The sequence below is a fragment of the Algoriphagus sp. AK58 genome (genome assembly GCF_014324365.1).
GTDB lineage: Bacteria > Bacteroidota > Bacteroidia > Cytophagales > Cyclobacteriaceae > Algoriphagus.
This window is the reverse complement of record NZ_QEIG01000008.1, coordinates 564,633-587,460: the sequence shown is the minus strand read 5'-3', so window position 1 is coordinate 587,460 and position 22,828 is coordinate 564,633. Positions and strand designations below refer to the sequence as shown.

The following is a 22,828-nucleotide window of genomic DNA, read 5'->3' as shown; positions in this document are numbered from 1 at the left end:
ATAAACTTTATTTTGATCTGGTTATCCCTATTTGATTACTTGATCATTTGAATAAATTTTCTTTTTGATACAAAAACCAAAACGCGAACAAGCTGTTATCGAGGTCAATTGGCCTTAAAATGCGCTTATCCGTATTCTTACTCATCTTTATGCTTCAACTCCCCTACGGAGCGGTTTCCATATTGGGGTTGATTTTTTTGAAAGATAGGATCGAGATCAATGCGATTTGGGAAAGAGATTTGGATTTGCTCGAGGAACTGGAAGAAAAGGAGAAAGAGATTGAAATCAGATTGGACTGGGTCGATTTTCTTCAACTTTCTAGCATGGGAAATGGCTTCGAAGTTCCTTTGGGTTATCACGAATCATTTTTTCCCCGTGGCTGCAATTTACTGCCTGAGATTCCCCCTGAAATTTAACTTTTCCAGTTAGGTCAATTCCATTTGGGTCTTTTTGACCAAGCCTTTTGCTCTGCCAGAGCTTAAGTGAATTTCTATTATCTATTATTTCAAAAATATTTACCAACTACCATGACTAGTTCAAAATTTCTTGGCTTCCTTGTGGGAGCACTACTTATATTTTCTCTTGAATCATCAGCGCAGCAACTTAGCCCAGAAGTGGTCCAGTTTCTGAAGCTGGAGCCCAACCAATACTTCGCAAACCGGGACAGTGCCTATGCCGATCCCTACTATGGATTGAAAAAGTTGATCTATGGTAACAGGAGATTTACCGATGACAAAAGCATTCGTCCCCGACAGACTGACGCTGACTTGATAAACAACAAATCCGGACAAGCTCCCTTTGCCACTATTGTAGGATGTGCTGACAGCCGAGTGCCCAATGAAATTATCTTTGACCAAGGAGTAGGAGATTTATTTATTACCCGTACCGCCGGTCAGGTGATGGCAGAGGCTTCTTTCGGTACGATTGAGTTTTCAGTGGAGGCATTGAAGACCAAGCTGATTGTAGTCCTCGGACATGAATCCTGTGGTGCGGTGGATGCAGCGATCAAGTTGCCTGCAAATCCTCCCGGCCATATCGTCACGCTGATCAATTCCATCAAGCCGGCAGCCTTGCGGGTGAAAGAAATGAACCTTCCGGAAAATCAAGTGCTTTCTGCAGCGGTAAAAGAAAATGTGATCGAGCAGGTGAATATGCTGAGAGGGTTGGAGCCGGTACTTAGCAGAAGATACCAAAGCGGTGAAGTGGTGATTGTAGGTGCTGTCTATGATATTAGCACAGGATATGTGAACTTTATCGAGGAGACCATCACCAGTCTGCCCAAGTATTCCAACTAAGCTAAATCAGGAGCGGTAGCCTACCAGGTTGCCGCTCACTCTGAATAAGATGAAAAAATACCTAGTAATCTGTTTGCTCTGGCTGACAACTGGAGTGGCCCAAGCCCAGTCCGTCATCGATGATGATCAGCTCGGTGCCTGGTACATGTACTTCCTTACCAAGAAGTTTAAGGACAGTCAATTTGGTATCCAAGGGGACTACCAGTTTCGAAATTGGAACGTGGGGGGCGACTTGGAGCAACTTCTTCTCAGAACGGGAGTGACTTATCAACCGAAAAATACCAATGTCACCTTCACCTTGGGCTATGCTTTTATTTCCACAGGGGATTTTGGAGAAAGTGACTCCACCTTTCCGGAGCATCGCCTCTACCAAGAGGCGCTCTTGCCTCAGAAGGTGGGCGGGAGATTCTTTTTGACACATCGATTTAGGTACGAACAGCGATGGGTAGAAAATCAAGATTTCAGAACCAGATATCGGTATTCGCTATTTATGAATGTGCCTTTAAATGGACAGGAGCTCAAAAAGGGCGTAGTCTATTTGGCGCTTTATAATGAGCTCTTTATCAACGGCCAAACCGATATTGGTGACGGCCGTACCGTGCAACTGTTTGACAGGAATCGTTTCTACACGGGCTTAGGCTATGGACTGAGAACTAACATGCGAATGCAATTGGGCTTGATGAATCAGACTACGGTGGCGTTTACCAAGCCTCAGTTGCAAGTCGGAATACATCATAACTTCTGAAAATTGAAAAACCGGGCGATCCCGGTTTTTTTGTGATCCAACTTTTCCTAAGTTTCGAACTTTGAAAAATCTCCTCCTGGAAATCATTACCCTTCAAAAATGGTGCAGAGGCCCGGAAGGGGCTTGGATTTCCCTCCCGAATCCTCTGACTTGGGGACTAAACTGAATAAACCAAACTGTATAAAGATTACAATCCTAGATACGGGGACAAGTTGCGTTCCGGACGATTTTATTAATGAATTGATTTTATCCAACCTATAAGTCAAAAACTATGCGTGCTTTTATCCTCTGGAGTATTCTGATTTTATTCAGTTTGACAGGTTTTTCTCAGGAAAAAACCAAACTCAATGTCATTCTAATTCATGTGGATGACCTTGGGGCCACGGATTTGGGCGCGTTTGGAAGTGATTTTTATGAGACTCCACACATCGACCGACTGGCGAGAGAAGGGATGAAGTTTGTCCAATCCTACTCAGCAGCGGCGATTTGCTCTCCGAGTCGGGCAGCTCTTATGACGGGTAAATATCCGGCTCGTACTGGAATCACCGATTGGATTCGGGCAAAATTTCAGGGAGGTTCGGGTTTTGCATTGCCTACTGATTTGGAGGAAAATGAAGGACAGGTATTGAAAACCCCCAAAAATCAAGGTTTCCTGCCACAGGAGGAGGAGACTATTGCGGAGCGAATGAAATCCCTGGGATTCACTACACTTCATGTAGGGAAATGGCACTTGGGGGAAGAAGGCAATCATCCCGAAAATCAAGGATTTGACCTCAATATCGGAGGCAATGATCTTGGGCAGCCTTCCAGCTACTTTGATCCTTATCTGGCAAAAAACGAGGATCCATCCTATGTCTTGAAAAATGTGCCTTCCCGAAAAGAAGGAGAATTTCTTACAGATCGGGAGGGGGATGAAATTGTGAAATTTATCCAAAATCGACCCGATCCATTTTTTATCCATTGGGCGCCTTATGCCGTACACACACCGATCATGGGTCCAGAAGTGTTGGTAGAAAAATACAAAGCAAAGACGCCAGGTATCCAAAAGAATCCCATCTATGCGGCTTTGGTAGAAAACCTGGATCAAAATGTGGGAAAGGTATTGGCCGAGTTGGATCGGTTGGGACTTCGGAAAAACACCCTAATCATCTTTACCTCTGATAATGGCGGACTGATCGGTAATCCCCAAAATCCGGTTACGGTAAATCTTGGCCTCCGCTCATTCAAGGGGTATCCTTACGAGGGAGGCATTCGTGTGCCCACGATTGTCTCCCTGCCGGGACGGATTCCTTCAGGTACAGTATCACAGGTGCCAATTATTACCATGGATTGGGTACCAACGATTTTGGATATAGAGGGAGAAAAGAAGGCTGGCACCGATGGAGTCAGTCTAACCTCTGTGCTCTTCCAAAAAGAAGCCTTGGCTGATCGGGATTTGTTTTGGCATTTTCCGCATTATCGGGAGCCCGATGTCAAGCCCTATTCCATCGTGCGGTCAGGTCAATATAAGTTGATTTATTATTTCGAGAGCGAGGAGGTGGAATTGTTTGATTTGAGCAAAGATCCTTTGGAGCAAACCAACCTCGCTAATCAATTGCCGAAACTTGTTGTTGAGCTGAAAAGTAAGCTGGAAAAGTGGTGGAGGGAGACCGGAGCTAGGTTGCCTGTGAAAAATTAGAAGAAGAGACTTCAAACCATCGAGACTCACATCTCCTCCAGTGATAGATCCCTCCAGTTGAAAGGCTTTCAAGGTTTCGGTTTTGGAAGACACTTTTTTAATAAATTATTTACTGAACTGATATTATCTGTGTCATAAATGATTCGATCCCAAAGCATATCAGCTTTCTTCGGTGGTGAAAATTCCGCTTTAGGAATTGGGTCAATTTTGAATTCTTTTGGGAAGATTTTAAATCTGAATAATCAACAACAACTTGAAGCCGGATCAAATCAAAATAACAAACACCCAATTTCTTCGTTTAATTGGTGAGATTGTTGGATTAATTATGAGAAACAAGGTTAATTTTTGGATTTGGTCCATTCTCCTTTTTACTTCCTGTGAATTAACTCCAAAGGAGGATGAAGTCAGGCTGGAGATTTTAGGTGTTACCTCGGTAAGTTAGGTTAGAGCTTTGCTTTCCTCTCAATTAATGCAAGTCGGGGATCAGGAAATTATCGATCGTGGAGTCATTTATTCCAATTTGGATAACCTTATTTCCGGAGAAAAACGGGTATCCGATTTAAGGCGAATCGGGAAAATCCAGCATAAAGTTTTTGGCCTTCAGCCCAATGCCTCCTATTCGATAAAAGCTTATGTAAAGACTGAGTCAGGGGAGTTTCTAAGCGATGCATTCACGTTCAAAACGGAAGCGATTCCTCAAGAACCATTTTCTCTTGGAGACAAAGGGCCGGGTGGAGGTATTGTTTTTTTTGATGGGGGAGATTACTCCAAAGGCTACCGTTACATGGAAGCCAGATCTCTAGAGGCGGCATTTTATGATAATTTTGTTTGGAGCCCACTTGAATTTAGGTTGATTGGAACTAGTAGAAATTTTGGAACAGGGGAAACAAACACAGATATTTATCTCCAAAAAATTTTAAATACCAATCCCTTAAACGCATTTTATTCTGCATCAGTGTTCGAAGAAAATGGGTATCGAGATTGGTTTATTCCTTCCGTGGAAGAACTTAAAGTTGTATTTGAAAATCTATCGAGAGAGCAAATCCTTCAAGAGTTCAAACGCATTAATTCGGACAGATTTTTGTCTAGCAGCGAAGTTGACCGCGAACGCGTTTATTTAGTCAACGCCGAAAATCAAGCCGAATCCATAAGCTTTAAAGGCATAGGCCACAATGTGATTGTTGTAAGGGTCTTTTAATCCATTCTTTTAGAGGCTTCCTAACACACACCAGCTTAAACCCATGCCCACGCACATTCCGCTAGTTGATATTTGCAATCTCGAATTTCCTATCGATGGATTTGTAATCCGAAAAACCTTCAACACACCAACTTAAACCCGTATCCACGCACATTCAGAATCTGGATATCAGGGTCATCCTGTAGTTTTTTGCGGAGCTTGGTGATAAAGACATCCATGCTGCGGGCGTTGAAAAAGTCGTCTGAGCCCCAGATCTGATTCAGAATCAATGTGCGATCGGTGATGTCATTGGCGTTTTGCAATAAGATTTGCAGCAGTTGGGATTCTCTGGAGGTGAGCGGTTGTTCGCTTTCTCCGAGCTTCAGCAATTGTCGGGTAGGGTGAAATTCGTACTTGCCTAGCGCAATCCAATCGCTTTGACTTTGCCGACTTCGTAGCCGATCCAGATGTGCTTTGATCCGCACGATAAGTTCTTCCATACTGAACGGTTTGCGCACGTAATCATTGGCACCCAAGCCAAAACCCTTCACCACATCCTCGGTCTGACTCTTGGAGGTCAGAAAAATAATCGGGGTATGTGGGTCGATTTTCCGGATTTCGGCAGCCAGCGAGAAGCCGTCTTTTTTGGGCATCATCACGTCCAAGACCAGCACATCGGGCTTTTGCTCCTGATAGGATTCCCATGCTTTTTGTCCGTCTCCGCAGAGCCTTACCTTGAAATCCCGGCTTTCCAGACTTTCCTGAATGATCATTCCAAGGGCCAATTCGTCTTCGGCTAGAAGTACATTGATTTTACTCATGGCCAATAGGTAATAAAAGTGGTGGAGTTTTTACCGAGTTCAAGTTCGATTTTTCCCTCGTGCTTTTCCAGGATTTTTTTCACGTAGTACAATCCGATTCCAAAACCTTTCACATCATGAATATCCCCTTTGGGGATGCGGTAAAACTGCTCAAACACCCGCTCTTTTTGCTCAGATGCAATATTTCCCCCGTTGTCATGAATGCGGATTTTGTGCAATCCGTTTTGATCCAAGCAGATGTGGATTTTTTCTCCTCCGTATTTGATAGCATTGTCCAGCAGATTGGAAAGTACATTTTCAAAATGAAAGGGATCGACAAAAATAGGTTTGCAATGGGCAGGAAGAGTCAAATCAATCTGTTTTTGCGGCGCCAAGGTCTGGAATTTTTGGACGAGTTGTCGCAAAAGCGGTTCGGGTTCGATCTGCTCCTTTTTCATCACCAGCTGATCCGAGTCCAGTGTGGCCGTTTCGAGTAGTTTTTCTACCATCTGATTCAGCTTTAGTAATTGGGTTTTGGAGATGCCTAGGTAGCGGTCGGTTTTTGATGGGTCATTTTCGGGATTAAATTGCTGAATTCCTTCAATCGCAGACAGCGTGGTGGCGATGGGAGTTTTGAATTCGTGGGTGATATTGGCAATCAGATCCTGCTTGATCTCGGCGATTTCCTTTTGGTTTTTGATCGTTTGGTAGAGGTAGTAAAAGGCGTAGGCGATGATGGCTAAAAAGGCGAATGAAATCAGGATTTCGGCCAATCCTCTATTCAATACCGTGAGGGCTGTATTTTCAAAATGCAATTCGAGGGATTGTCCCGGCGGTAAAAAAGTGGACCGAGAAATCACTTTAAATGGCATTTTTTCTTTGGAATTCAACAAGACACTATCCTCTTTGGCATCTCCTGAGAGCTGATAGAGTCGATAGTTGATCGTGATACTTCTTCGGTCTAGTTCGTTGAATAGTAATGCGTTGATTTTGTCAAAGTCAAGACTATCCCTCGTGATGGAGATGATGATTTTGCTGGTGAAAATCTTTAGGTTATTGATGCTGTCAGCTTGGTCTTTTCCAAAAAACACCTGAAGTCTGTTTTTTTGATCCAAAGCCATTTTTCGCGAAGAGTCCATCAAAACGAGGCCTGAGGTCGAATCTCCCTTTATGTTACTCCAAAATGCAGAATCAAATCCTCCTGTTTCGGCCTTTTGGATGGTTTGAAAAATCCGATCACTTTTGGTCACCCGATCAAAAAATCCTCCAGTACTGTCCAATCGCTCGATTTGGATGTGACGAATTTGCTTGGGTTCTGGAAGGCTGTCTGGCGAAAAGCTCAATTGCCCCTTGGGCAGGTCGGTCATAGCAATGACGTCTGTTTTCGCCAATTCTGCAAAGTAATTCTCCACGGCATTGTCCAAGCTTTCTTGAATATCGGCTTGAAGTTGAGTTTGGATCAATTCAAACTGGGAAATCATACGCCAAGCCTGAATCCCGATCGAAAAGAGTAAAGTCACTCCGATTAAAATTCCGATTCGCTTGAATTTCAGTTTATTCATGCTGCTAAATTAGCTGGATAATAAAGGGTAAAAAACTGGAGTTAACACACGTTAACAGTGCTTAACGCAGTGTTTTCTTTGGATACTTCTTCTTTGTATCCGAAAACCAACATACTATGAACACACGCATTCTTATTCTGACAGGCCTCATGCTTTTCGCATTCGTCCAAGTAATGGCTCAAGGGCTTACCGGTCGCGCTTACTACAAGTCTTCTTCCCAGATTAGACTACAGATGGACTCCACCAAAATGGCACCAGATCAAATGGCCGAAATTCAAGCTCAACTGAAAAAACAAATGGAGCGGGATTATGTGCTCTCGTTTACCCCAACGGAGTCCAACTGGAAGCAGGTGGAAAGCCTTGGCGGTGGACCGGCGACCGCTTCCTCAGGAGGAATGCAGATCGTAATCAATCAGGGAAGCCAAGACCGTGTGCTGTATAAAAACATCGCCGAACAAACCTTCGAACAGGAACAGGATGTGATGGGAAAGGAATTTCTGATCAAAGATGCGCTCGAACCTGCGGAATGGGAACTCACCGGTGAGACCAAGAAAATCGGGAACTATACTGCTCAAAAAGCCACCTATTCCCGAATTGTGGATTCTCAGCGCTTTTCTACCGGTATGACCGAGATGGAAAATGTCAAAGACACGATCCAAGTGACGGCATGGTTTACGCCGGAGATTCCAGTGCCGCACGGACCAGAAAACTATTTCGGGCTTCCCGGGCTGATTTTGGAAGTACATAATTCTGGAAGAACCCTGATTTGCGAGAAAATCGAACTCAATCCTTCTGCCGAACCTGTCGCCATCATCCGCCCCAAGAGAGGCAAGGAAGTCACACGGGCGGAGTTTAAAGCTGTTCAGGAAGAAGGTATGAAGCAGATGATGAACCGCTACCAGGGTAAGCCCGGTGAGGGGAATCAGTTTACGATTCGGATAGGAAATTGATTTTAGAAGCAGGAAGCGAGATACAAGACACAAGACGCTAGACATTAGACATAAGATGTGAGACTTTGGGCGATCAACGATAGGTTTTACTCTAGGCCCATTTCAGCTTTCTGACTTCATATTTTATACTTAACCCACATGCCGTTGCCCTGGTGAGTGCCTGCCTGTTGCTGACAGGTCCCCACTCACCGGAAATTCAACCATCAAAAGAAGACTAAACCAACATGCCTTTTTCTAAAAGACTGCTCCTGCTTGCCTTTCTTATTGGATTTTCTTTTTCCGCTTTTGGGCAAAACAAACCGATGATTGGGCAGGTCTTGGATTCGCTTAATCGGCCGATTCCGTATGCCAATGTGGTCGCGATCAACCAAAGCACTCAGAAAATCGGGGGCTTTGGGATATCCAATGATGAAGGCCGGTTTAAGGTGACTCTTGCGCCTGGAGCGGAATATTTGCTTCGGGTTTCCTTTGTCGGGTACCGTCAATTTGAAATGCCAATCAAGGAATGGGATTCAGAAACTCCCATTTTGGTTCGATTGCAGCAAAGTGATACCGAGCTGGGGCTGGTGGAAGTAGTCTCGGAAATGCCCGTGACCATGAAAGGGGATACGCTCACCTATAAAACGGATGCCTTTACTACCGGTACGGAACGAAAGCTGAGTGATGTGCTGGAAAAGCTTCCCGGATTCCAAGTGGATGAAAACGGAGAGGTGAAAGTCCAAGGGAAAAAGGTAGACAAAGTACTGGTGGACGGGAAGACATTTTTTGACGGTGATACCAAGCTGGCTACCAAAAACCTTCCTGCCAATGCAGTGGATCGGGTTCAGGTGTTGAAAAATTTCAATGAAATTGCTCCTGTGAGAGGGTTGGACAACGATGAGACCTTGGCTCTGAATATCCAGCTCAAAGACGGAAAGAAGAATATGGTGTTTGGAGACCTGACTGCAGGAGGAGGACCACAAGAAAGGTTCCTTGGGCATGCCAATACGTTTTACTATGCACCCAAATTGAATCTCAACCTAATCGCAGGCACCAATAATGTAGGCGAGCAAACTTTTACTCTTCAGGACTACTTCCGCTTTAGCGGAGGCATGGGGGGCTTAGCTTCAAGAGCCGGTTCAAGAGTACAGCTCAATGCAGATGATTTGGGGATACCCTTGGCCAGCCGAACGAATGCGTACTCTTTGGAAACCTCCGTAGGTGCTTTGAATATCAACTACACACCCAGCAAAAAATGGAGACACACCGGGTTTTTGATTGCATCACAATCTGATAATAAGCTCGGGAGTACTTCTTTAAGAACCTATCTCAATACAGCTGAGAACAATCAGGAATTGCTAAACTCGGCCAGTGAGGTCGAAAACAAGTCAGGATTGGCTAAATATGCGCTGACTTTTACCCCAAAAGAGGAGACTTTTGTCAAATACAGCTTCTTTGGGAAATTTTCAGAGATAGAAAATAGCAACCTTCTGAATTCCCGTTTTGGAGAAAATTCTCAAAATCTTGCCGCCATCAATACCCGAAGGCCGTATTCTCTTCAGCAAAAAGCAGAATGGTACCATGCACCCAGTGAAAAGCGGGTGTATTCGATAGAAGCCAATTGGGAAAGGAAATTTTCGGATCCGCTGTATGACTTGACAACCAATCTCAAACCTCTTTTGGGTTTGTACCCGATTTCAGATGCGGAGAGTTTTCGGTTTTTACAGGCTCAGGAGATTTTGACCCAAACTTGGGAAGGAGTAGTCAATTACTACCATATCCTCAACCCTACCAACCATTTGAATTGGTCACTAGGCTATCAGCATTTGAGTCAAAGCCTCTGGGGTGACTTGAGTCAAGAGGACGCCGAAGAGTCTTTTGAGGACTTTGATAATGACAATCGTTTCGGATTTCAGGACTTGTTTTTGGGAATGACCTGGAAGACCAAGTGGAAAAAATGGATTTTGAGTCCCAATGTGAATTTGCACCGCTTTACCTGGAGCGATGAGCAGATCAATTCAAGTCTTTCCTATGATAAGGTGCTGGCATTGCCGGGTATGTATGCCAAATGGTCTATCAAGTCCAACCGATCCCTTACTTACCGTTTCCAGACGGAAGCGAACTTTATGGACGTTCAGAAACTCGCGCAAGGCTTGGTTTTGCAGGATTATAATGCGATTTTCCAGGGCAATCGGGTGTTGGATAATGGACTGTTTTCAACCCACGCATTGAGTTATAACCATTTTGACATGTTTTCAGGACTGACCCTTTTTGGCAATCTGAATTACCAAAGAAAGCGGGATGAACTGGTTACCACCACTGATTTTTCGGGGATTAATCGCTTGTTTTCGGTGCTCAATGTAGCTCCAGTCAATGAGACATTGAATGGAGATCTGAGGCTGGATAAGTCGCTCAATAAGCTGAAATTCGAAGTGGGCGGACAATGGAATGCTTTTTCTACTAATCTCGTGCTGAATGAACTGCCTGCACAAAATCAGCAGTTTTCGCAGACCTATGACACCCGTCTGATTACCACCTTTTTCAAAATACTGGAGGTCAAACTCAGCTATGCGTTCACTTCCAATCAGTATAACTCAGGCGAGATCCAAAATACCTTTACTACGCACAGTCCCAAACTGGACATAGACCTGGACATTGTCAAAGGATTGAAGTTGAAAGCGGATTATACTTATAATACGTATCTCAACCAGCAAACTCGAACAGAAAGCAATTTTGATTTCTTAAATGCTTTTTTGAGTTACCAGGGGAAGAAAAGTCCCTGGGAATTCAAAGTTTCAGTCTGGAATATTCTGGATACCCGGTCAATCAGAAGAGATAGCTTTAATGAAAGCTTGATCAGTACCTATTCCTTTTTGGTTCAACCCAGATATGGCTTGCTGACCGTGAAGTTTGATTTGTGATTAAGCTAGAAGACGGGAGACCGAAGATGGAAGAGTCTTTGAATGGGTTTTTCGGGTTTGCTTGTGGTTCAAGGAGGTTCTCTTTCTTAGCTGAAGGATAAATTTTAAGATTAATTTTCCCAAGTCTTCTTCATACAACAATAAAAGCTAAATATAGAAATACATTAAAAGCTAAAAATAAATAAATCTTATAAGCTAAAAGTTGTAAAACCGTAAAAGCTAAATTACCTTTGAATAAATTTAAAAGGTAATGGCTACGATCTCCGAAAGACTTGCCAGCTCCCTGACGATTCTCAAGGATCTTCAGGAAGGGGAAAATATCGCCGTCAAATCATCTGACCTGAGCCGTACCCATCGGGAGCGCTTGGTCAGGTCGGGTTTTTTGAAAGAGGTGATGCGGGGATGGTATATTCCGACCCGACCGGATGAGCCGGCAGGAGAGAGCACTTCTTGGTATACCTCCTTCTGGTATTTCTGTGCGGCCTACCTCAATGAGCGATTCGGGCAGGAGTGGAGCCTTTCCCCAGAGCAGTCAGTCCTCATCCATGCAGGTAATCTGACCGTGCCAAGACAGCTTTTGGTGCGTGCACCAGGTGCCAGAAATCAGACGACTTCCCTGCCTCATGATACCTCCATCTTTGAGACGCGTGCGCGAATAGCTGAGAAGGAAGGACTTGTGATAGATCCTCATGGTCTTCGCTTGTTTTCCTTGGAATCTGCGCTGATTTACTGTCCAGAGCCTTTTTTTCGAAATAATCCGGTGGATGCCAGAGCCGTCTTGGGTACTTTTCGGGATGGGACGGATTTGCTCCGAAGGCTGCTGGATGGGGGACATAGCGTGGTGGCGGGCCGATTGGCGGGAGCATTTCGGAATATCGGACGGGATGCGATTGCGGATGATATTTTGGCAGGGATGCGAAGTGTGGGTTATGCGGTCAGTGAGCAGGATCCATTTGCCAGTCCGAGTGCCCTACTGATTCCTTCGAGACAGGTTTTGCCACTTGTCAATCGGCTTCAACTGATGTGGATGAGCATGCGAGAGACGGTTTTGGAGGTTTTTCCATCCGAACCAGGCCTTCCCCAGGATTCATCGGCCTATCTGCAGCGGGTCAGTGAGCTCTTTGTCAATGATGCATACAATTCCCTATCGATCGAGGGCTATCGGGTTTCTGAAGATCTGATTGAGCGGATCAAAGCAGGAAGTTGGCAGCCAGAGCTGCACGAGGCAGACCGACAGCATCGGGATGCGATGGCAGCAAGAGGCTATTGGCAGGCATTCCAATCGGTCAAAAGGGACTTGGAAGAAGTGCTCTCCGGAGCAGAATCGGGTCAGGTAGCCGAAAAGGCCCATCGAACTTGGTATCGGGACCTGTTTGCGCCGAGTGTGGAGGCAGGGATTATCCGAGCTTCGGACCTTGCGGGCTATCGAAATCAGTCGGTATTTATCCGCCGATCCAAGCATGTGCCCCCTTCTCACGAGCAGGTGAGGGACCTGATGCCAGCGTATTTTGACTTGCTTTCATCAGAAAAAAGCGCGGCAGTCAGAGCCGTATTGGGTCATTTTGCCTTTGTCTACATTCATCCCTATGTGGATGGAAATGGTCGGATTGCCCGATTCTTGATGAATCTGCTGATGGCTTCGGGAGGCTATCCGTGGACTATTGTGCCGGTGGCGCGCAGGGAAGAATATATGAGCGCTTTGGAGTCTGCCAGTGCAGATCAAAATATTCGTCCGTTTGCGGAGTTTTTGGCGAGTTTGTTGGAAAAGTAGATTTCCGATTTTCGGAGAAAACGTTTTGGTTCAATTTAGGGAAACACCTGTCAGGTTTTCAAAACCTGACAGGTCTAACCAATTGATTCAGCTAATATTCATGATACAAAGAAAGAGGCCTGGATTTGTGTCCAGGCCTAATTTTTCAATTTTTTAACTATTCCGATTTTTCAATCTTATCAAACAGACGCGACAAGCTTCACGTCGAGCTTCACTTCGTCGTAGATCATTTTGTCAGCCAAATCTTCGAAGTAGCTTCCAGATCGGTATTTGATATCAAATTTGGTACGGTCAAACGTGATCTGACCTGTCGCAGTCATTTTGCCTCCAGCTACAGACGCTTTCGCAGGGAAAGTGATCGGCTGGCTGATGCCTTTGATCGTCAAGGTCCCGGCGATGGTGTAATCGGTACCATTGGTTGTTTTGGCACTGGTGATTTTAAAGGTGGAGGAGTTGAATTTTTCTACTGAGAAAAAGTCATCCGATTTCAGGTGATTGGTTAGGTTGCCTTTGGATTTTGGGTCTGTTAGGTCTTCTACGGTCAGGTTGACCATATCCATTTCAAAAGAACCTCCGGTTATTTTCCCGCCGTTTACATCCAGATTGGCATTTTTGATGGGAACGTAGCCCCAATGGGTACCAGTGACTTTGGATGCCTCCCAGCGAACTTGGCTTTCGGCTTTGTTGACAGTAGCAGGCGCTGGATTTTCAGTTAGCGTCCATGCGGTAGCTAAACTTAAAATCAAAGTGGTAATCAGTTTCATAAGTTTGTGATTTGGTTTGTTAAAAACTGGTTTAAAGCATTTGAATTTTTAGACTTTCTTTAAACCAAAATGTTTAACGGTACCATCGATCAAGGTTGGCTGAATCTGATTAATGGCAAATTGCGGGGTTGTGTGGTGGTTTTAGACTAGGCGTTTGCCAAAAGTCCAAACTCCACCTTACCGTGACCATCCGGAGTGGTGTAGAAAGGTCGCTTTTCTATTTCATAATTTTTGTCTGGCGGAATACCCAAGGCATGATAAATGGTCTGGTGGATGCTGTCGATTTTGATGGGATTTTCGATGGTTTTGCAGGGGCGCTCGTCTGCAGTTTTGCCGAAGACATGGCCACGCTTGATTCCCCCTCCAAACATCAGGACCGAACAACCATCCGTGAAATGCCTGTGCATGCCGTAGTTTTTCATGTCTTCGATGATATCCGGTACTTCTACTTGGTCTAGGACTTTGAGGTCGGGACGTCCTTCGGTCAGCATATCCCGGCTAAACTCGCTTGCTACGATTACTACCGTTCTATCTAATTTTCCGCTTTGATCCAAGTCTTTGATCAACTGAGCGATCGGAGCATCAACCAATTTTTTCATGTCTTTGAGGCGAGTGTGGCCATTGTCATGGGTATCCCAGCCGAAAAAGGGTTCGTACTCGGTAGTTACCGTGATGTATCGGGCACCTTGATCTACCAGTCTTTTTGCCAGGAGACAGCCCAGTCCAAAACGCCCTGTGTTGTACTTGTCATAGCTTTCTTTGGGTTCCTGACTCAGGTCAAACGCTTTGGCCTCGGGAGAATTGAGCAGCATGTAGGCCTGTTCCATGGATCGCTTCAGGGATTCCTTCTGGTAATCTGAGCCGAATTCCCCCATAGGACTTGCCGCAATCAGGTCGTTGTACAATTGATTCCTTCCTTCAAATCTTTTGTAATCCATTCCTACAGGAGGTCTCACCGCTTCCAATCCGGCAGAAGGGTCGGGAATTAAGAACGGCCCATACTCTGAGCCAAGAAATCCGGCAGAATGGAAGGCTTTCAGTTCTTCCCCTTCACCGACTGTAAAACGTTGCCCGATATTGATGAAAGGGGGGATGACCGGATTGAGCGGTCCTTTTTCCTTAGCTATCCAACTGCCCAGATGAGGTACGACCACCGATTGAGGGGGTTCGTAGCAGGTGTGAAAATGGTATTGGTGGCGGGTATGCAGAATGTGTCCCAGATCAGCCGCTTGATAGGATCGGATCAAGGTGCCTTTGTCCATCACCGAGGCGATGTTTTCCAGTCCCTCGGAAAAGAAAATTCCATCCAATTTGGTAGGGATTGATGGGAAGGTACTCAACACTTCCTTTGCTTCCATTCCTTTACGGAAGGGAGTGTATTTTTTGGGGTCAAAGGTCTCCGTATGGGCCATTCCTCCCGCCATAAAAAGTAAAATCACCGAGTCGGTGGTGGTGGGGATTTTGCTTTCGCAGGAGGAAAGCAAACCGGCCAATGGCGCGCCCATGCCCATAGTGGCAATGGCTGCAGCACTGGTTTTCTTGAGAAAGTCGCGTCGGGTTTGTAAGGTTTTCATGATTGAAACATGGTTTGTCGTGAGTGGAGACACTCACGACGGCAGGGTTTTGTCAATAGATCAATTGGAATTCGGGTAAGAGGAAGACTGCCCAAAGTAAATCTTGGACGGCTGCCGGATGAGGCTTGGGTCCAAGGGCTTTTTGGGCAACTTCCAGTTCCTTGGGACTGGGTTTTCGAAGTAAGGCTTTGGCGTATAAATTCTCGGTTAAGACTATGGGATCTGAGAATGTGGATGCCCATTTTTCTCCTCCTTTAACCAAAGCCTTGTTGAGTTTTTCTCCATTGCTGAGTTCCAGGGCTTGGAGCAAGCTTGCCTGGGAATCCCGGTTTGTAGAGACAATTTCCCGGTTGGGACGTCCGAGTGCCTTCAGAAACTCATTGTTGGCCACCAAAGAAGCTCTTGCAAAACTCAGATTGGTTTTCGCTTCAGGTATCAGCTGATAGGGGCGGAATTTGACTTCAACCGAGTCAAAGAGCGGTGCTGAAATTTCCGCCACCGCATCTGCAAATTGCTCTGCCGTGATGCGCCGACGGATGACTCCTTGGAATTTGAAATCCTCAGCCAGGAGTTTTTCGGCGGAAGGGACTGTCACGGACGGACTTTGGTAGATTTTTGAAGTAGTAATCTGATAGATCAGGCGCTTAAGGTCATAGCCATTTTCCATAAAATCCACGGCAAGCCAATCCAGCAAATCCTGACTCCAAGGTTCATTGTCCATTTCGTCTACGGGTTCTACCATGCCTCGTCCCATGAGCTGTTTCCAGATTCTGTTGACTACCGTGCGGTACATCCTTCCGTTGGCAGGTTGGACGAGTTGGTCGGCAAGTTGGCGGAGTTTTTCAGCTTTGGTAGCCAAGGAATCGATCTCTCCGAGTTCCTCCCAGAGGATTTTTGTTTGAGCCATTTTGCCAGTTGGTTGCTCGCAGCGGCTTACTTCCAAGGTGGAGTCAGCAAAGATATTGGCAAAGGCATAGGCTTGCTCCAGTTTCCAGTCACTGATGAAGCTGTCGTGACAGGAGGCGCATTTTAGATTCAAGCCCAGTAAAACCTGCCCCACATTTTGGGCGGCTTGCATCTCGGTGCGTTGAGAGGCATTGACGGTCCCTCTCCAGCGGATGCCTTCGATAAATCCTTTTGATTTTTCATTGGGGTTGAGCAGTTCCTTGGCGAATTGATCATAGGGCTTATTGTCCCGAATCGAGGTGTAAAGCCAATCCGTAATAGCAAATCGTCCTTTGGTAATATACCCTGTGCCGGTGTAGTCATTTCTCAGTGCATCATTCCAAAAAGTCAACCAATGCTGTGCATAATCATCTTTTCGATCAAGCAGTTTTTGAATCCAGATTTCCCTCTTTTGGGGATTTGAGTCTTCCTGAAAAGCTGCCAATTCCTCTGGAGACGGCAAAAGTCCGATAATATCGAGGTATACCCTGCGAAGAAACGTTCGGTCATCGACAGGTTTGCTCCATGTGAGTTGATGTTGTTGGAAATATTGATCTACCCAAAGATCAATGGGATTCTCCAGTCCTGGTTTGGCCTTTGGGAGTTCGGGTTTTCGAGGTGCCAAAGCCGCTACTCGATACACCGACTGTTGAGCGACTCCATCCGGCCAAGGAGCCCCTTTTTCGATCCAAAGCGTAAGCAGTTGAATTTCCTCTTTGCTGAGGAGTTTGCCTTTGGACGGCATGACGTCCTTGTGGTTTTTTGCAAGTGATATTCGCCGGATCAATTCACTTTGCCCAGGATCCCCGGGGACGATCACTGGACCGTTTTCACCACCCGCAAAAACAAATTCCTTTTCATCCAAACGTAGATCTCCTTCGATTTTGGCCCCTGAGTGGCATTTGTAGCAGTTGTGGGCCAAGACAGACCGGACATTGGTCACGAGTTGGATTTCTTTTTCCGGAGAAAGCTCGGAGGCAAAGGAGGCTAAGTCCACGGTCAGAGATGGTGGTGCTTCTTGATCGGAGTTGATTGGTAAGACTTCAGTGAGGTAATCCTCTCCATGCGTCAAGGCCGCTCCAAAATGACCGGCAATGCCAATTCCGATACCGGTGAGAAAAAGTAGAAATCGATAAGATTTAATCGAATAGGAAGAGGGGTTCAACTCGCTTTTTCGAAGAAGGATCAAAAGCAAAAGACTAAGAACCGCAGAGATGATCCCAACCATCCGATGCAGGTCTAGGGTACTTCCTGTGATGCCCTCATTCTCGGCTAGAAACCATCCCATTAAGGCAGAGAGGGTTGCTGAAATAGCCCCCAGTATGACCATAAATCGGATTCCTGCACGAAAGGAATGACGGAAATTTTTCAAGGTAAATAGCTCCATCACGGCAGCCACCAAAATCAGGGAAATGGGGAAATGGACTAGCATCGGGTGAAGCCTGCCGAAAAAATGCCAAAGCCAGAACGTGGATTGTTCCAGTTCTTGGCCTTGTGCAAAAGAGGAAAAAAGAGGTGTTAGTACTCCTAAGAAAGTTGCCGACCACTTTAGAAAATGATATTTTTTGCCTGATTGGATTGGGTCTAGATTCATCTTGATTTCCTCAATCATTTTATGGTAAGATAAGATTATCCGCTGTACCTCCTCATTATTGCTTAAACCCATTTTATATAATTATGGGAGGGACAGACGGATAGTCTTGTTTAACTTGAAATTATAAGTAATTAATAACCTGGGTTTTGGGTTATTGCAGGGTTAATTCGTATTTGGTCAAATGGAATTGGGAATAGAACTTGGTGTTCCTCAAAGGTGTAATCTTCTGGTGAGAAAGGTATCCCGCCCCTACTGGTTGTAGGTTTTGCTTTTTCTCCATCTCCATGCTTAATCAAAAGGCTTTTAATTTGAGATGGATTTAGGGTTCTTTTGAGGTCAAACCATCTATGGTTTTCAAACGCAAGCTCAATTCTTCTTTCTTTTAAAACTGCTTCTCTGAATTGAGCTTGATTCAGCCCACTTAGTGGTGACAGCCTTGCTCGGATTCGAATTGAGTTCAGGTATTCATAGGATTCGGTGTTGGGTCCACTTTGTTCGTTGATTGCTTCTGCAAGCATCAGAAGAACATCAGCATATCGGATGATAGGCCAGTTGTCATTGGTGACACCACGGATGGAGTGAGGGTGATTGTATTTGTTGATGAAAGGCACAGGTACCCAGCTTCCATTGTTTGCAGTATACCCCTCCTTTAGAGAAACATCTTTTCTCGCATCCCCTGCTTCGTAAATAGAAATAATTTCATTAGATGGTATATTCCATCCCGCACCGTCTTGTCCTGGAAATTTGATTACTGCTCCTTGAGAAGCAAGGGGGGCAAAGGTGTAGATAAATGAACTGTGAACACCAAATGTGTTTTCACCCTGATATTGGAGATCCCAAATAGATTCTTTGTGATTTTTGTTTTCAGGTTTGAAAACATCTGCATAATTAGGGAGTATCGTATATCCAAGAGTTAAAACCTGTCTCAGTACCGTCACAGCCTCAGCATACTCTTTTCTTGTTAGTCTTACTCTGCCCATCATACTTAATGCAGCTCCTTTTGTAATTCTACCTACTTGATTGGCAGGATAGGAAGTAGGAAGTAAGTTTATAGCTTCAGTTAAATCTGAGATTATTAATTTATAAACTTCTTCTTGAGGACTTCTTGACAATTTAAAGGCTTCACTTGGAGTTTTAATGGGGGCCGTAACAATTATTACATCTCCAAAAAACCTAACTAAGTCGAAATACAAATAAGCTCTGATAACCTTTAGCTCACCCTCTGCTCGATCTTTAATTGCTTGGCTTGCAGTTGATATTTTAAGGTTTTCAAGAGTTGTATTAACATTTACCAAAATGTTATAAGTCGAATTGTATAAAGTTGCAAAATTGGGGGTTCCAGGGTTGTACTGCCAATATTCTATTGCTTCAAGAGCTGGACCTTGTCCTCTGTTCCCTACATTGAAATGCAGCGTAGTATTGTCGCTTATAAACTCCGTAAATTGCCAATGATTGTTGAAGTATGTTCTCAGCATTCCATATATTCCTGTCACCGCCTGGTTTACATCTTGGTCGGTTTTATAAAATGTGCTGGATACAATTACAGTAGGATCGGTTTTATCAAGGAAATCTTCTCCACAGGCGCCTAGTCCTAAGGAAATGATCAATGCATTTATATATATGAATATTTTTTTCATTTTCGTTATGGATTAAAATTTAATAGTTGCTCCAAAAGTGAATGTTCTTGGCACAGGATAGGCCTCATCGTCAGAACCGATATTTACACCACCCCTTGTGTTTACATCAGGATTGGTGCCCGGATAGTCTGTGAAGAGGAATAAATTTTCTCCACTAAAGAATATTCTTGATGGGAACTTGATTATTCTTTCAGGTATAGAGTAGCCAAAAGTTATATTTCTTAACCAAACGTGGGATGCATCATAAATATATCTTGAACTTGCTTCTCTTTCCCATTTCCAGGTATTTGACGTTGGAATTACTCCATCCCCAGGCATTTCTGCTGATCTAAAACGATCGGTTGAGGCTGCTTGAAGGATGTTAAACACACCATCCATATTCAATGTAGTAGCCTCGATGTTTCGCATTAGGTCATAATTAAATGCTCCATTGAATAAGATGTTGAAATCAAAAGCACCGATATCGCCTCCAATAGTCCAACCTAAGATCATAGCAGGGTGAGGGTTTCCAATTTCAACCATGTCTTTCGTGTCATAGGAAATTACTCCGTCTCCATTAGCATCAAAGAATTTGTATACCCCTGGAATTGCTCCGTCTTGAGTTGGCCAATTGCGAACTTCTTCATCAGTTTGGAACATCCCCATTTTCTTGAATCCATATAGCATGGACATAGGTCTGCCAACTTTAGAAACATTGTATGTTCCGTAGAAACTTCCACTCCAAATAGCATCCGAGTCACCTCTTAATTCTAGAACCTCATTTCTATTAAAGGTCAAGTTCAGGTTTGTTCTCAAATTTGCTTTGCTTATCCGAGTTCTGTAGTCTAAACTAAGTTCTATACCCGTGTTTTTTACTTTTCCGACATTGTCCAGTGTTGAGGTAAATCCAGATGCCGCGGGTAACTCTACAGAGAGTAACATGTCGTTTGTGATACGATTATAATATTCAGCAGTAAGGATCAATTTGTTGTCGAACATGCCAAAGTCTAGCCCTATATCCGTTTGCTGAGATTGTTCCCATCCTAAATCATTATTAGCAAAATTGGATAGAATAACTCCATTTATGATAGTTCCTCCTAAGACATAGTTGGAAGCTCTCATTAAACTTAGACTTGAATAGTTACCAATCGCATTATTTCCTGTAATTCCCCAGCTACCTCTAATTTTCAAATCGGTAATCCATTTTGTCTTTGGGAAAAAGGCCTCTTCTGAAACTCTCCATCCTGCAGAGAAAGCGGGGAAATTTCCATATTGGTTATTTGCCCCAAATCTTGAGCTTCCTTCTCTTCTGAAGGAGGCAGAAAACAAATACTTATCATCGTAAGAGTAGTTTGCTCTGGCCAAATAGGCAAGTAGACTCCAACCAAATTCCCCAGAAGTAGACGTGGTTCGGGTTGCGGCACTAAGGAAGCGGGTTTGATTACTTGCAAAACCATCTCCATTTCCTTGAAGAAACCTAGTGGTTTCTTCCTGGGCTGAGAATCCCAAAAGTCCATCGATTCGGTGCTTATTGATCACTTTACTGTAAGAAAGCAATTGATCTGCTCCAATATTTAAGGTCTCCTGAGTTCTTTGAACCAATAATGCTTCTCTCGGAGGGGGTTGGTTGAATCCTGTGCCCGCAAGGGTGGATGGTCTGAATTCTTGCCGGTCCGTTCCTACTATAGAGGCATTGACAGCGGATCGGAATTTGAAGTTTTTTAAGAAACTAAATTCAATGAATCCATTCGCCATTGCGTTGTTGGTTTTCAGTTTTCGGGTCATCTCATACAATTCCTGCACTACATTGGCAGTACCGAATATGCCTCCTGTTCCACCAATGTATGGATTGAAACTGCCGTCTTCCCGGTAAACTGGGTATCTTGGATCAGCCCAAAGTGCTCTCCCGATAAGTGCGTCTCGGCCATCGGTAGGAGCAAAGTTTTCCCTAGCATGGGAGGCGGTAAGATTTAAACCCATGGTGATAAAATCATTGACTTTACCATCCACGTTAGCGCGAAGATTGAATCTTTCGAAATCAGTTTTAATCACCGCGCCTTCTTGCTTGACATACCCCGCTGAAACTAAGGAGCGAATGTCTCCTTTTCCTGCAGTCAACGTCGCATTGTAGTTTTGGAATCTTGCGTTTTGGTTCATGATCTCATCGAACCAGTCAGTATTATATTGGGTTTGCTCTGGAAATCTGAATTCTGCGGGGACTTCGTCCAGGGATGGTTCTCTTTTTTCAAAATACCTGATCTTATCCATGAAGCTGTCCCTTTTAAAGGTGGCAAACTCAACTCCATTCATCATTTTTGTTCTTCTGCTGTCCGGGACATTGGTAAATCCTGAATTGGCAAAAAACTCAAATCCAACTTTTCCCTCCTGTGCGTTTTTGGTGGTAATCAATACAACACCGTTTGATCCCCTAGCACCATAAATGGCTGTAGAAGCGGCATCTTTCAAAACAGTAATGCTTTCAATATCGGCAGGGTTGATATTTTGGCCCAAGGAGGTGCCAATAGGGAATCCATCCACAACGAATAGAGGTTGACTTCCTGCTCCCAATGAACCCAAGCCTCGGATGGTAATTTGCATTTCTTCACCCGGACGTCCAGATTGTTGGCGGACCTGTACCCCTGCAGCCTGTCCCTGAAGTAGTCTTGTGACGTTTGTGGTTGGAACATTCCCTATGGCGTCCATATTAATTACAGAAACGGCAGAAGTGATGTCTGCTTTTCGCTGGGATCCGTAACCTACCACGATAACCTCACTAAGATCTTCTGTTGATAAGGGAAGGTCTATTTCATAGGTTGTTAAACCAGATTGAACTGGAACTTCTATTTCCCTGTATCCAATAAAGCTTACCACAAGGATCTCCCCATTTGACGCTTGGATGGAGAATTGTCCATCGACATCAGAGACGGTCCCTCGTGTTGTGCCTTTGATCATCACAGTTGCGCCTGGAAGAGGCTGTTGATCATCAGCAGATCTTATTTTACCGGATATTGATCCGTTACCTTGGCCATATGTAGAGAGGCCGACTAAAAAGAATATTGCAAAGAGCAGATAGATTTTAGGTCTTTTACCTAAAGGCGGAAAGTTTACTTGCATAGCTTAAGTTTTGATAGTGCTTTCATTGAATGGAAGCTAGAACTTAAGTTTTTGAAATCTATCCTGTACTTACCTGATTTTTAATTTATTAAGTTTTAAAAAAATATTTTCTATTATTTGTTATGTTACTAGATATTGATGATGAATTTGTTTTTGTATTTAATTAAAAATACCTAAATGTTTTTCAATTACGAAGTATTCTTAAGTTCTAAGTTTTTACATTAGCCGAAAGTATTTTAATTCAAAACTTGGAATGGGGAATGCATAAATTATTTTCTGGCTGAGTGAGATTTACTTGTGATCTTCTCATAATTGATTAGGGTGTATTAGATTTCGAATACAC

General features: G+C 44.2%; 15 protein-coding genes. 8 read left to right on the top strand and 7 right to left on the bottom strand.

What is annotated here, in order from left to right; genetic code table 11:
* Window positions 1–119: 119 nt before the first annotated feature.
* From DDT91_RS09320 to DDT91_RS09300, 5 genes are all read left to right on the top strand, one after another.
* A complete protein-coding gene (locus DDT91_RS09320; protein WP_187175900.1) occupies window positions 120–416 on the top strand; it encodes a hypothetical protein in 297 nt (98 codons plus the stop codon).
* Between the two features lie 111 nt (window positions 417–527).
* On the top strand, window positions 528–1,295 hold the full coding sequence (locus DDT91_RS09315; protein ID WP_187175899.1) for a carbonic anhydrase: 768 nt from the start codon (window positions 528–530) through the stop codon (window positions 1,293–1,295).
* A 49-nt stretch (window positions 1,296–1,344) separates the two neighbouring features.
* Window positions 1,345–2,040, top strand: a complete 696-nt coding sequence (locus DDT91_RS09310; RefSeq protein WP_187175898.1) for a DUF2490 domain-containing protein — start codon at window positions 1,345–1,347, stop codon at window positions 2,038–2,040.
* A gap of 271 nt (window positions 2,041–2,311) precedes the next feature.
* Window positions 2,312–3,718, top strand: coding sequence for a sulfatase (locus DDT91_RS09305; protein ID WP_187175897.1), 1,407 nt, complete (start codon window positions 2,312–2,314; stop codon window positions 3,716–3,718).
* A gap of 469 nt (window positions 3,719–4,187) precedes the next feature.
* A complete protein-coding gene (locus DDT91_RS09300) occupies window positions 4,188–4,916 on the top strand; it encodes a hypothetical protein (protein ID WP_187175896.1) in 729 nt (242 codons plus the stop codon).
* Window positions 4,917–5,035: 119 nt separating this feature from the next.
* Here DDT91_RS09300 and DDT91_RS09295 read toward each other — a convergent pair whose 3' ends face one another.
* Complete coding sequence (locus tag DDT91_RS09295; protein WP_187175895.1) at window positions 5,036–5,716, bottom strand: response regulator transcription factor; 681 nt, start codon at window positions 5,714–5,716, stop codon at window positions 5,036–5,038.
* Complete coding sequence (locus tag DDT91_RS09290; RefSeq protein WP_187175894.1) at window positions 5,713–7,257, bottom strand: cell wall metabolism sensor histidine kinase WalK; 1,545 nt, start codon at window positions 7,255–7,257, stop codon at window positions 5,713–5,715. The genes DDT91_RS09295 and DDT91_RS09290 overlap by 4 nt, the downstream gene beginning before the upstream one ends.
* A 116-nt stretch (window positions 7,258–7,373) precedes the next feature.
* On the opposite strand from DDT91_RS09290, the gene DDT91_RS09285 reads away from it, so the two are divergent.
* The 3 genes from DDT91_RS09285 (at window position 7,374) to DDT91_RS09275 (ending at window position 12,878) form a co-directional block, all read left to right on the top strand.
* Complete coding sequence (locus DDT91_RS09285; RefSeq protein WP_187175893.1) at window positions 7,374–8,207, top strand: GLPGLI family protein; 834 nt, start codon at window positions 7,374–7,376, stop codon at window positions 8,205–8,207.
* Window positions 8,208–8,431: 224 nt separating this feature from the next.
* Complete coding sequence (locus DDT91_RS09280) at window positions 8,432–11,107, top strand: carboxypeptidase-like regulatory domain-containing protein (protein WP_187175892.1); 2,676 nt, start codon at window positions 8,432–8,434, stop codon at window positions 11,105–11,107.
* Window positions 11,108–11,357: 250 nt separating this feature from the next.
* Window positions 11,358–12,878: a Fic family protein gene (locus DDT91_RS09275; RefSeq protein WP_187175891.1), complete on the top strand. Its 1,521-nt coding sequence runs from the start codon at window positions 11,358–11,360 to the stop codon at window positions 12,876–12,878.
* Window positions 12,879–13,057: 179 nt separating this feature from the next.
* Here the strand turns inward: DDT91_RS09275 and DDT91_RS09270 are convergent, their stop codons facing one another.
* The 5 genes from DDT91_RS09270 to DDT91_RS09250 form a co-directional block, all read right to left on the bottom strand.
* Window positions 13,058–13,642 carry a YceI family protein gene (locus tag DDT91_RS09270; protein WP_187175890.1) on the bottom strand — a complete coding sequence of 195 codons (585 nt, stop codon included), beginning with the start codon at window positions 13,640–13,642 and terminating at the stop codon, window positions 13,058–13,060.
* 146 nt (window positions 13,643–13,788) lie between these two features.
* A complete protein-coding gene (locus tag DDT91_RS09265) occupies window positions 13,789–15,216 on the bottom strand; it encodes a DUF1501 domain-containing protein (RefSeq protein ID WP_187175889.1) in 1,428 nt (475 codons plus the stop codon).
* Window positions 15,217–15,268: 52 nt separating this feature from the next.
* Complete coding sequence (locus tag DDT91_RS09260) at window positions 15,269–17,593, bottom strand: DUF1549 domain-containing protein (protein WP_255502075.1); 2,325 nt, start codon at window positions 17,591–17,593, stop codon at window positions 15,269–15,271.
* A 293-nt stretch (window positions 17,594–17,886) separates the two neighbouring features.
* A complete protein-coding gene (locus tag DDT91_RS09255) occupies window positions 17,887–19,392 on the bottom strand; it encodes a RagB/SusD family nutrient uptake outer membrane protein (RefSeq protein ID WP_187175888.1) in 1,506 nt (501 codons plus the stop codon).
* A 12-nt stretch (window positions 19,393–19,404) separates the two neighbouring features.
* On the bottom strand, window positions 19,405–22,485 hold the full coding sequence (locus tag DDT91_RS09250; protein ID WP_187175887.1) for a TonB-dependent receptor: 3,081 nt from the start codon (window positions 22,483–22,485) through the stop codon (window positions 19,405–19,407).
* Between the last annotated feature and the right edge of the window lie 343 nt (window positions 22,486–22,828).

What these genes read in the sequence shown, in the direction of transcription:
- DDT91_RS09320 (WP_187175900.1), top strand. Translation starts at nt 120, where the DNA reads ATGCGCTTATCCGTATTCTTACTCATCTTTATGCTTCAACTCCCCTAC.
- DDT91_RS09285 (WP_187175893.1), top strand. Translation starts at nt 7,374, where the DNA reads ATGAACACACGCATTCTTATTCTGACAGGCCTCATGCTTTTCGCATTC.
- DDT91_RS09305 (WP_187175897.1), top strand. Translation starts at nt 2,312, where the DNA reads ATGCGTGCTTTTATCCTCTGGAGTATTCTGATTTTATTCAGTTTGACA.
- DDT91_RS09265 (WP_187175889.1), bottom strand. Translation starts at nt 15,216, where the DNA reads ATGAAAACCTTACAAACCCGACGCGACTTTCTCAAGAAAACCAGTGCT.
- DDT91_RS09295 (WP_187175895.1), bottom strand. Translation starts at nt 5,716, where the DNA reads ATGAGTAAAATCAATGTACTTCTAGCCGAAGACGAATTGGCCCTTGGA.
- DDT91_RS09275 (WP_187175891.1), top strand. Translation starts at nt 11,358, where the DNA reads ATGGCTACGATCTCCGAAAGACTTGCCAGCTCCCTGACGATTCTCAAG.
- DDT91_RS09290 (WP_187175894.1), bottom strand. Translation starts at nt 7,257, where the DNA reads ATGAATAAACTGAAATTCAAGCGAATCGGAATTTTAATCGGAGTGACT.
- DDT91_RS09250 (WP_187175887.1), bottom strand. Translation starts at nt 22,485, where the DNA reads ATGCAAGTAAACTTTCCGCCTTTAGGTAAAAGACCTAAAATCTATCTG.
- DDT91_RS09255 (WP_187175888.1), bottom strand. Translation starts at nt 19,392, where the DNA reads ATGAAAAAAATATTCATATATATAAATGCATTGATCATTTCCTTAGGA.
- DDT91_RS09270 (WP_187175890.1), bottom strand. Translation starts at nt 13,642, where the DNA reads ATGAAACTGATTACCACTTTGATTTTAAGTTTAGCTACCGCATGGACG.
- DDT91_RS09260 (WP_255502075.1), bottom strand. Translation starts at nt 17,593, where the DNA reads ATGCTAGTCCATTTCCCCATTTCCCTGATTTTGGTGGCTGCCGTGATG.
- DDT91_RS09300 (WP_187175896.1), top strand. Translation starts at nt 4,188, where the DNA reads ATGCAAGTCGGGGATCAGGAAATTATCGATCGTGGAGTCATTTATTCC.
- DDT91_RS09280 (WP_187175892.1), top strand. Translation starts at nt 8,432, where the DNA reads ATGCCTTTTTCTAAAAGACTGCTCCTGCTTGCCTTTCTTATTGGATTT.
- DDT91_RS09310 (WP_187175898.1), top strand. Translation starts at nt 1,345, where the DNA reads ATGAAAAAATACCTAGTAATCTGTTTGCTCTGGCTGACAACTGGAGTG.
- DDT91_RS09315 (WP_187175899.1), top strand. Translation starts at nt 528, where the DNA reads ATGACTAGTTCAAAATTTCTTGGCTTCCTTGTGGGAGCACTACTTATA.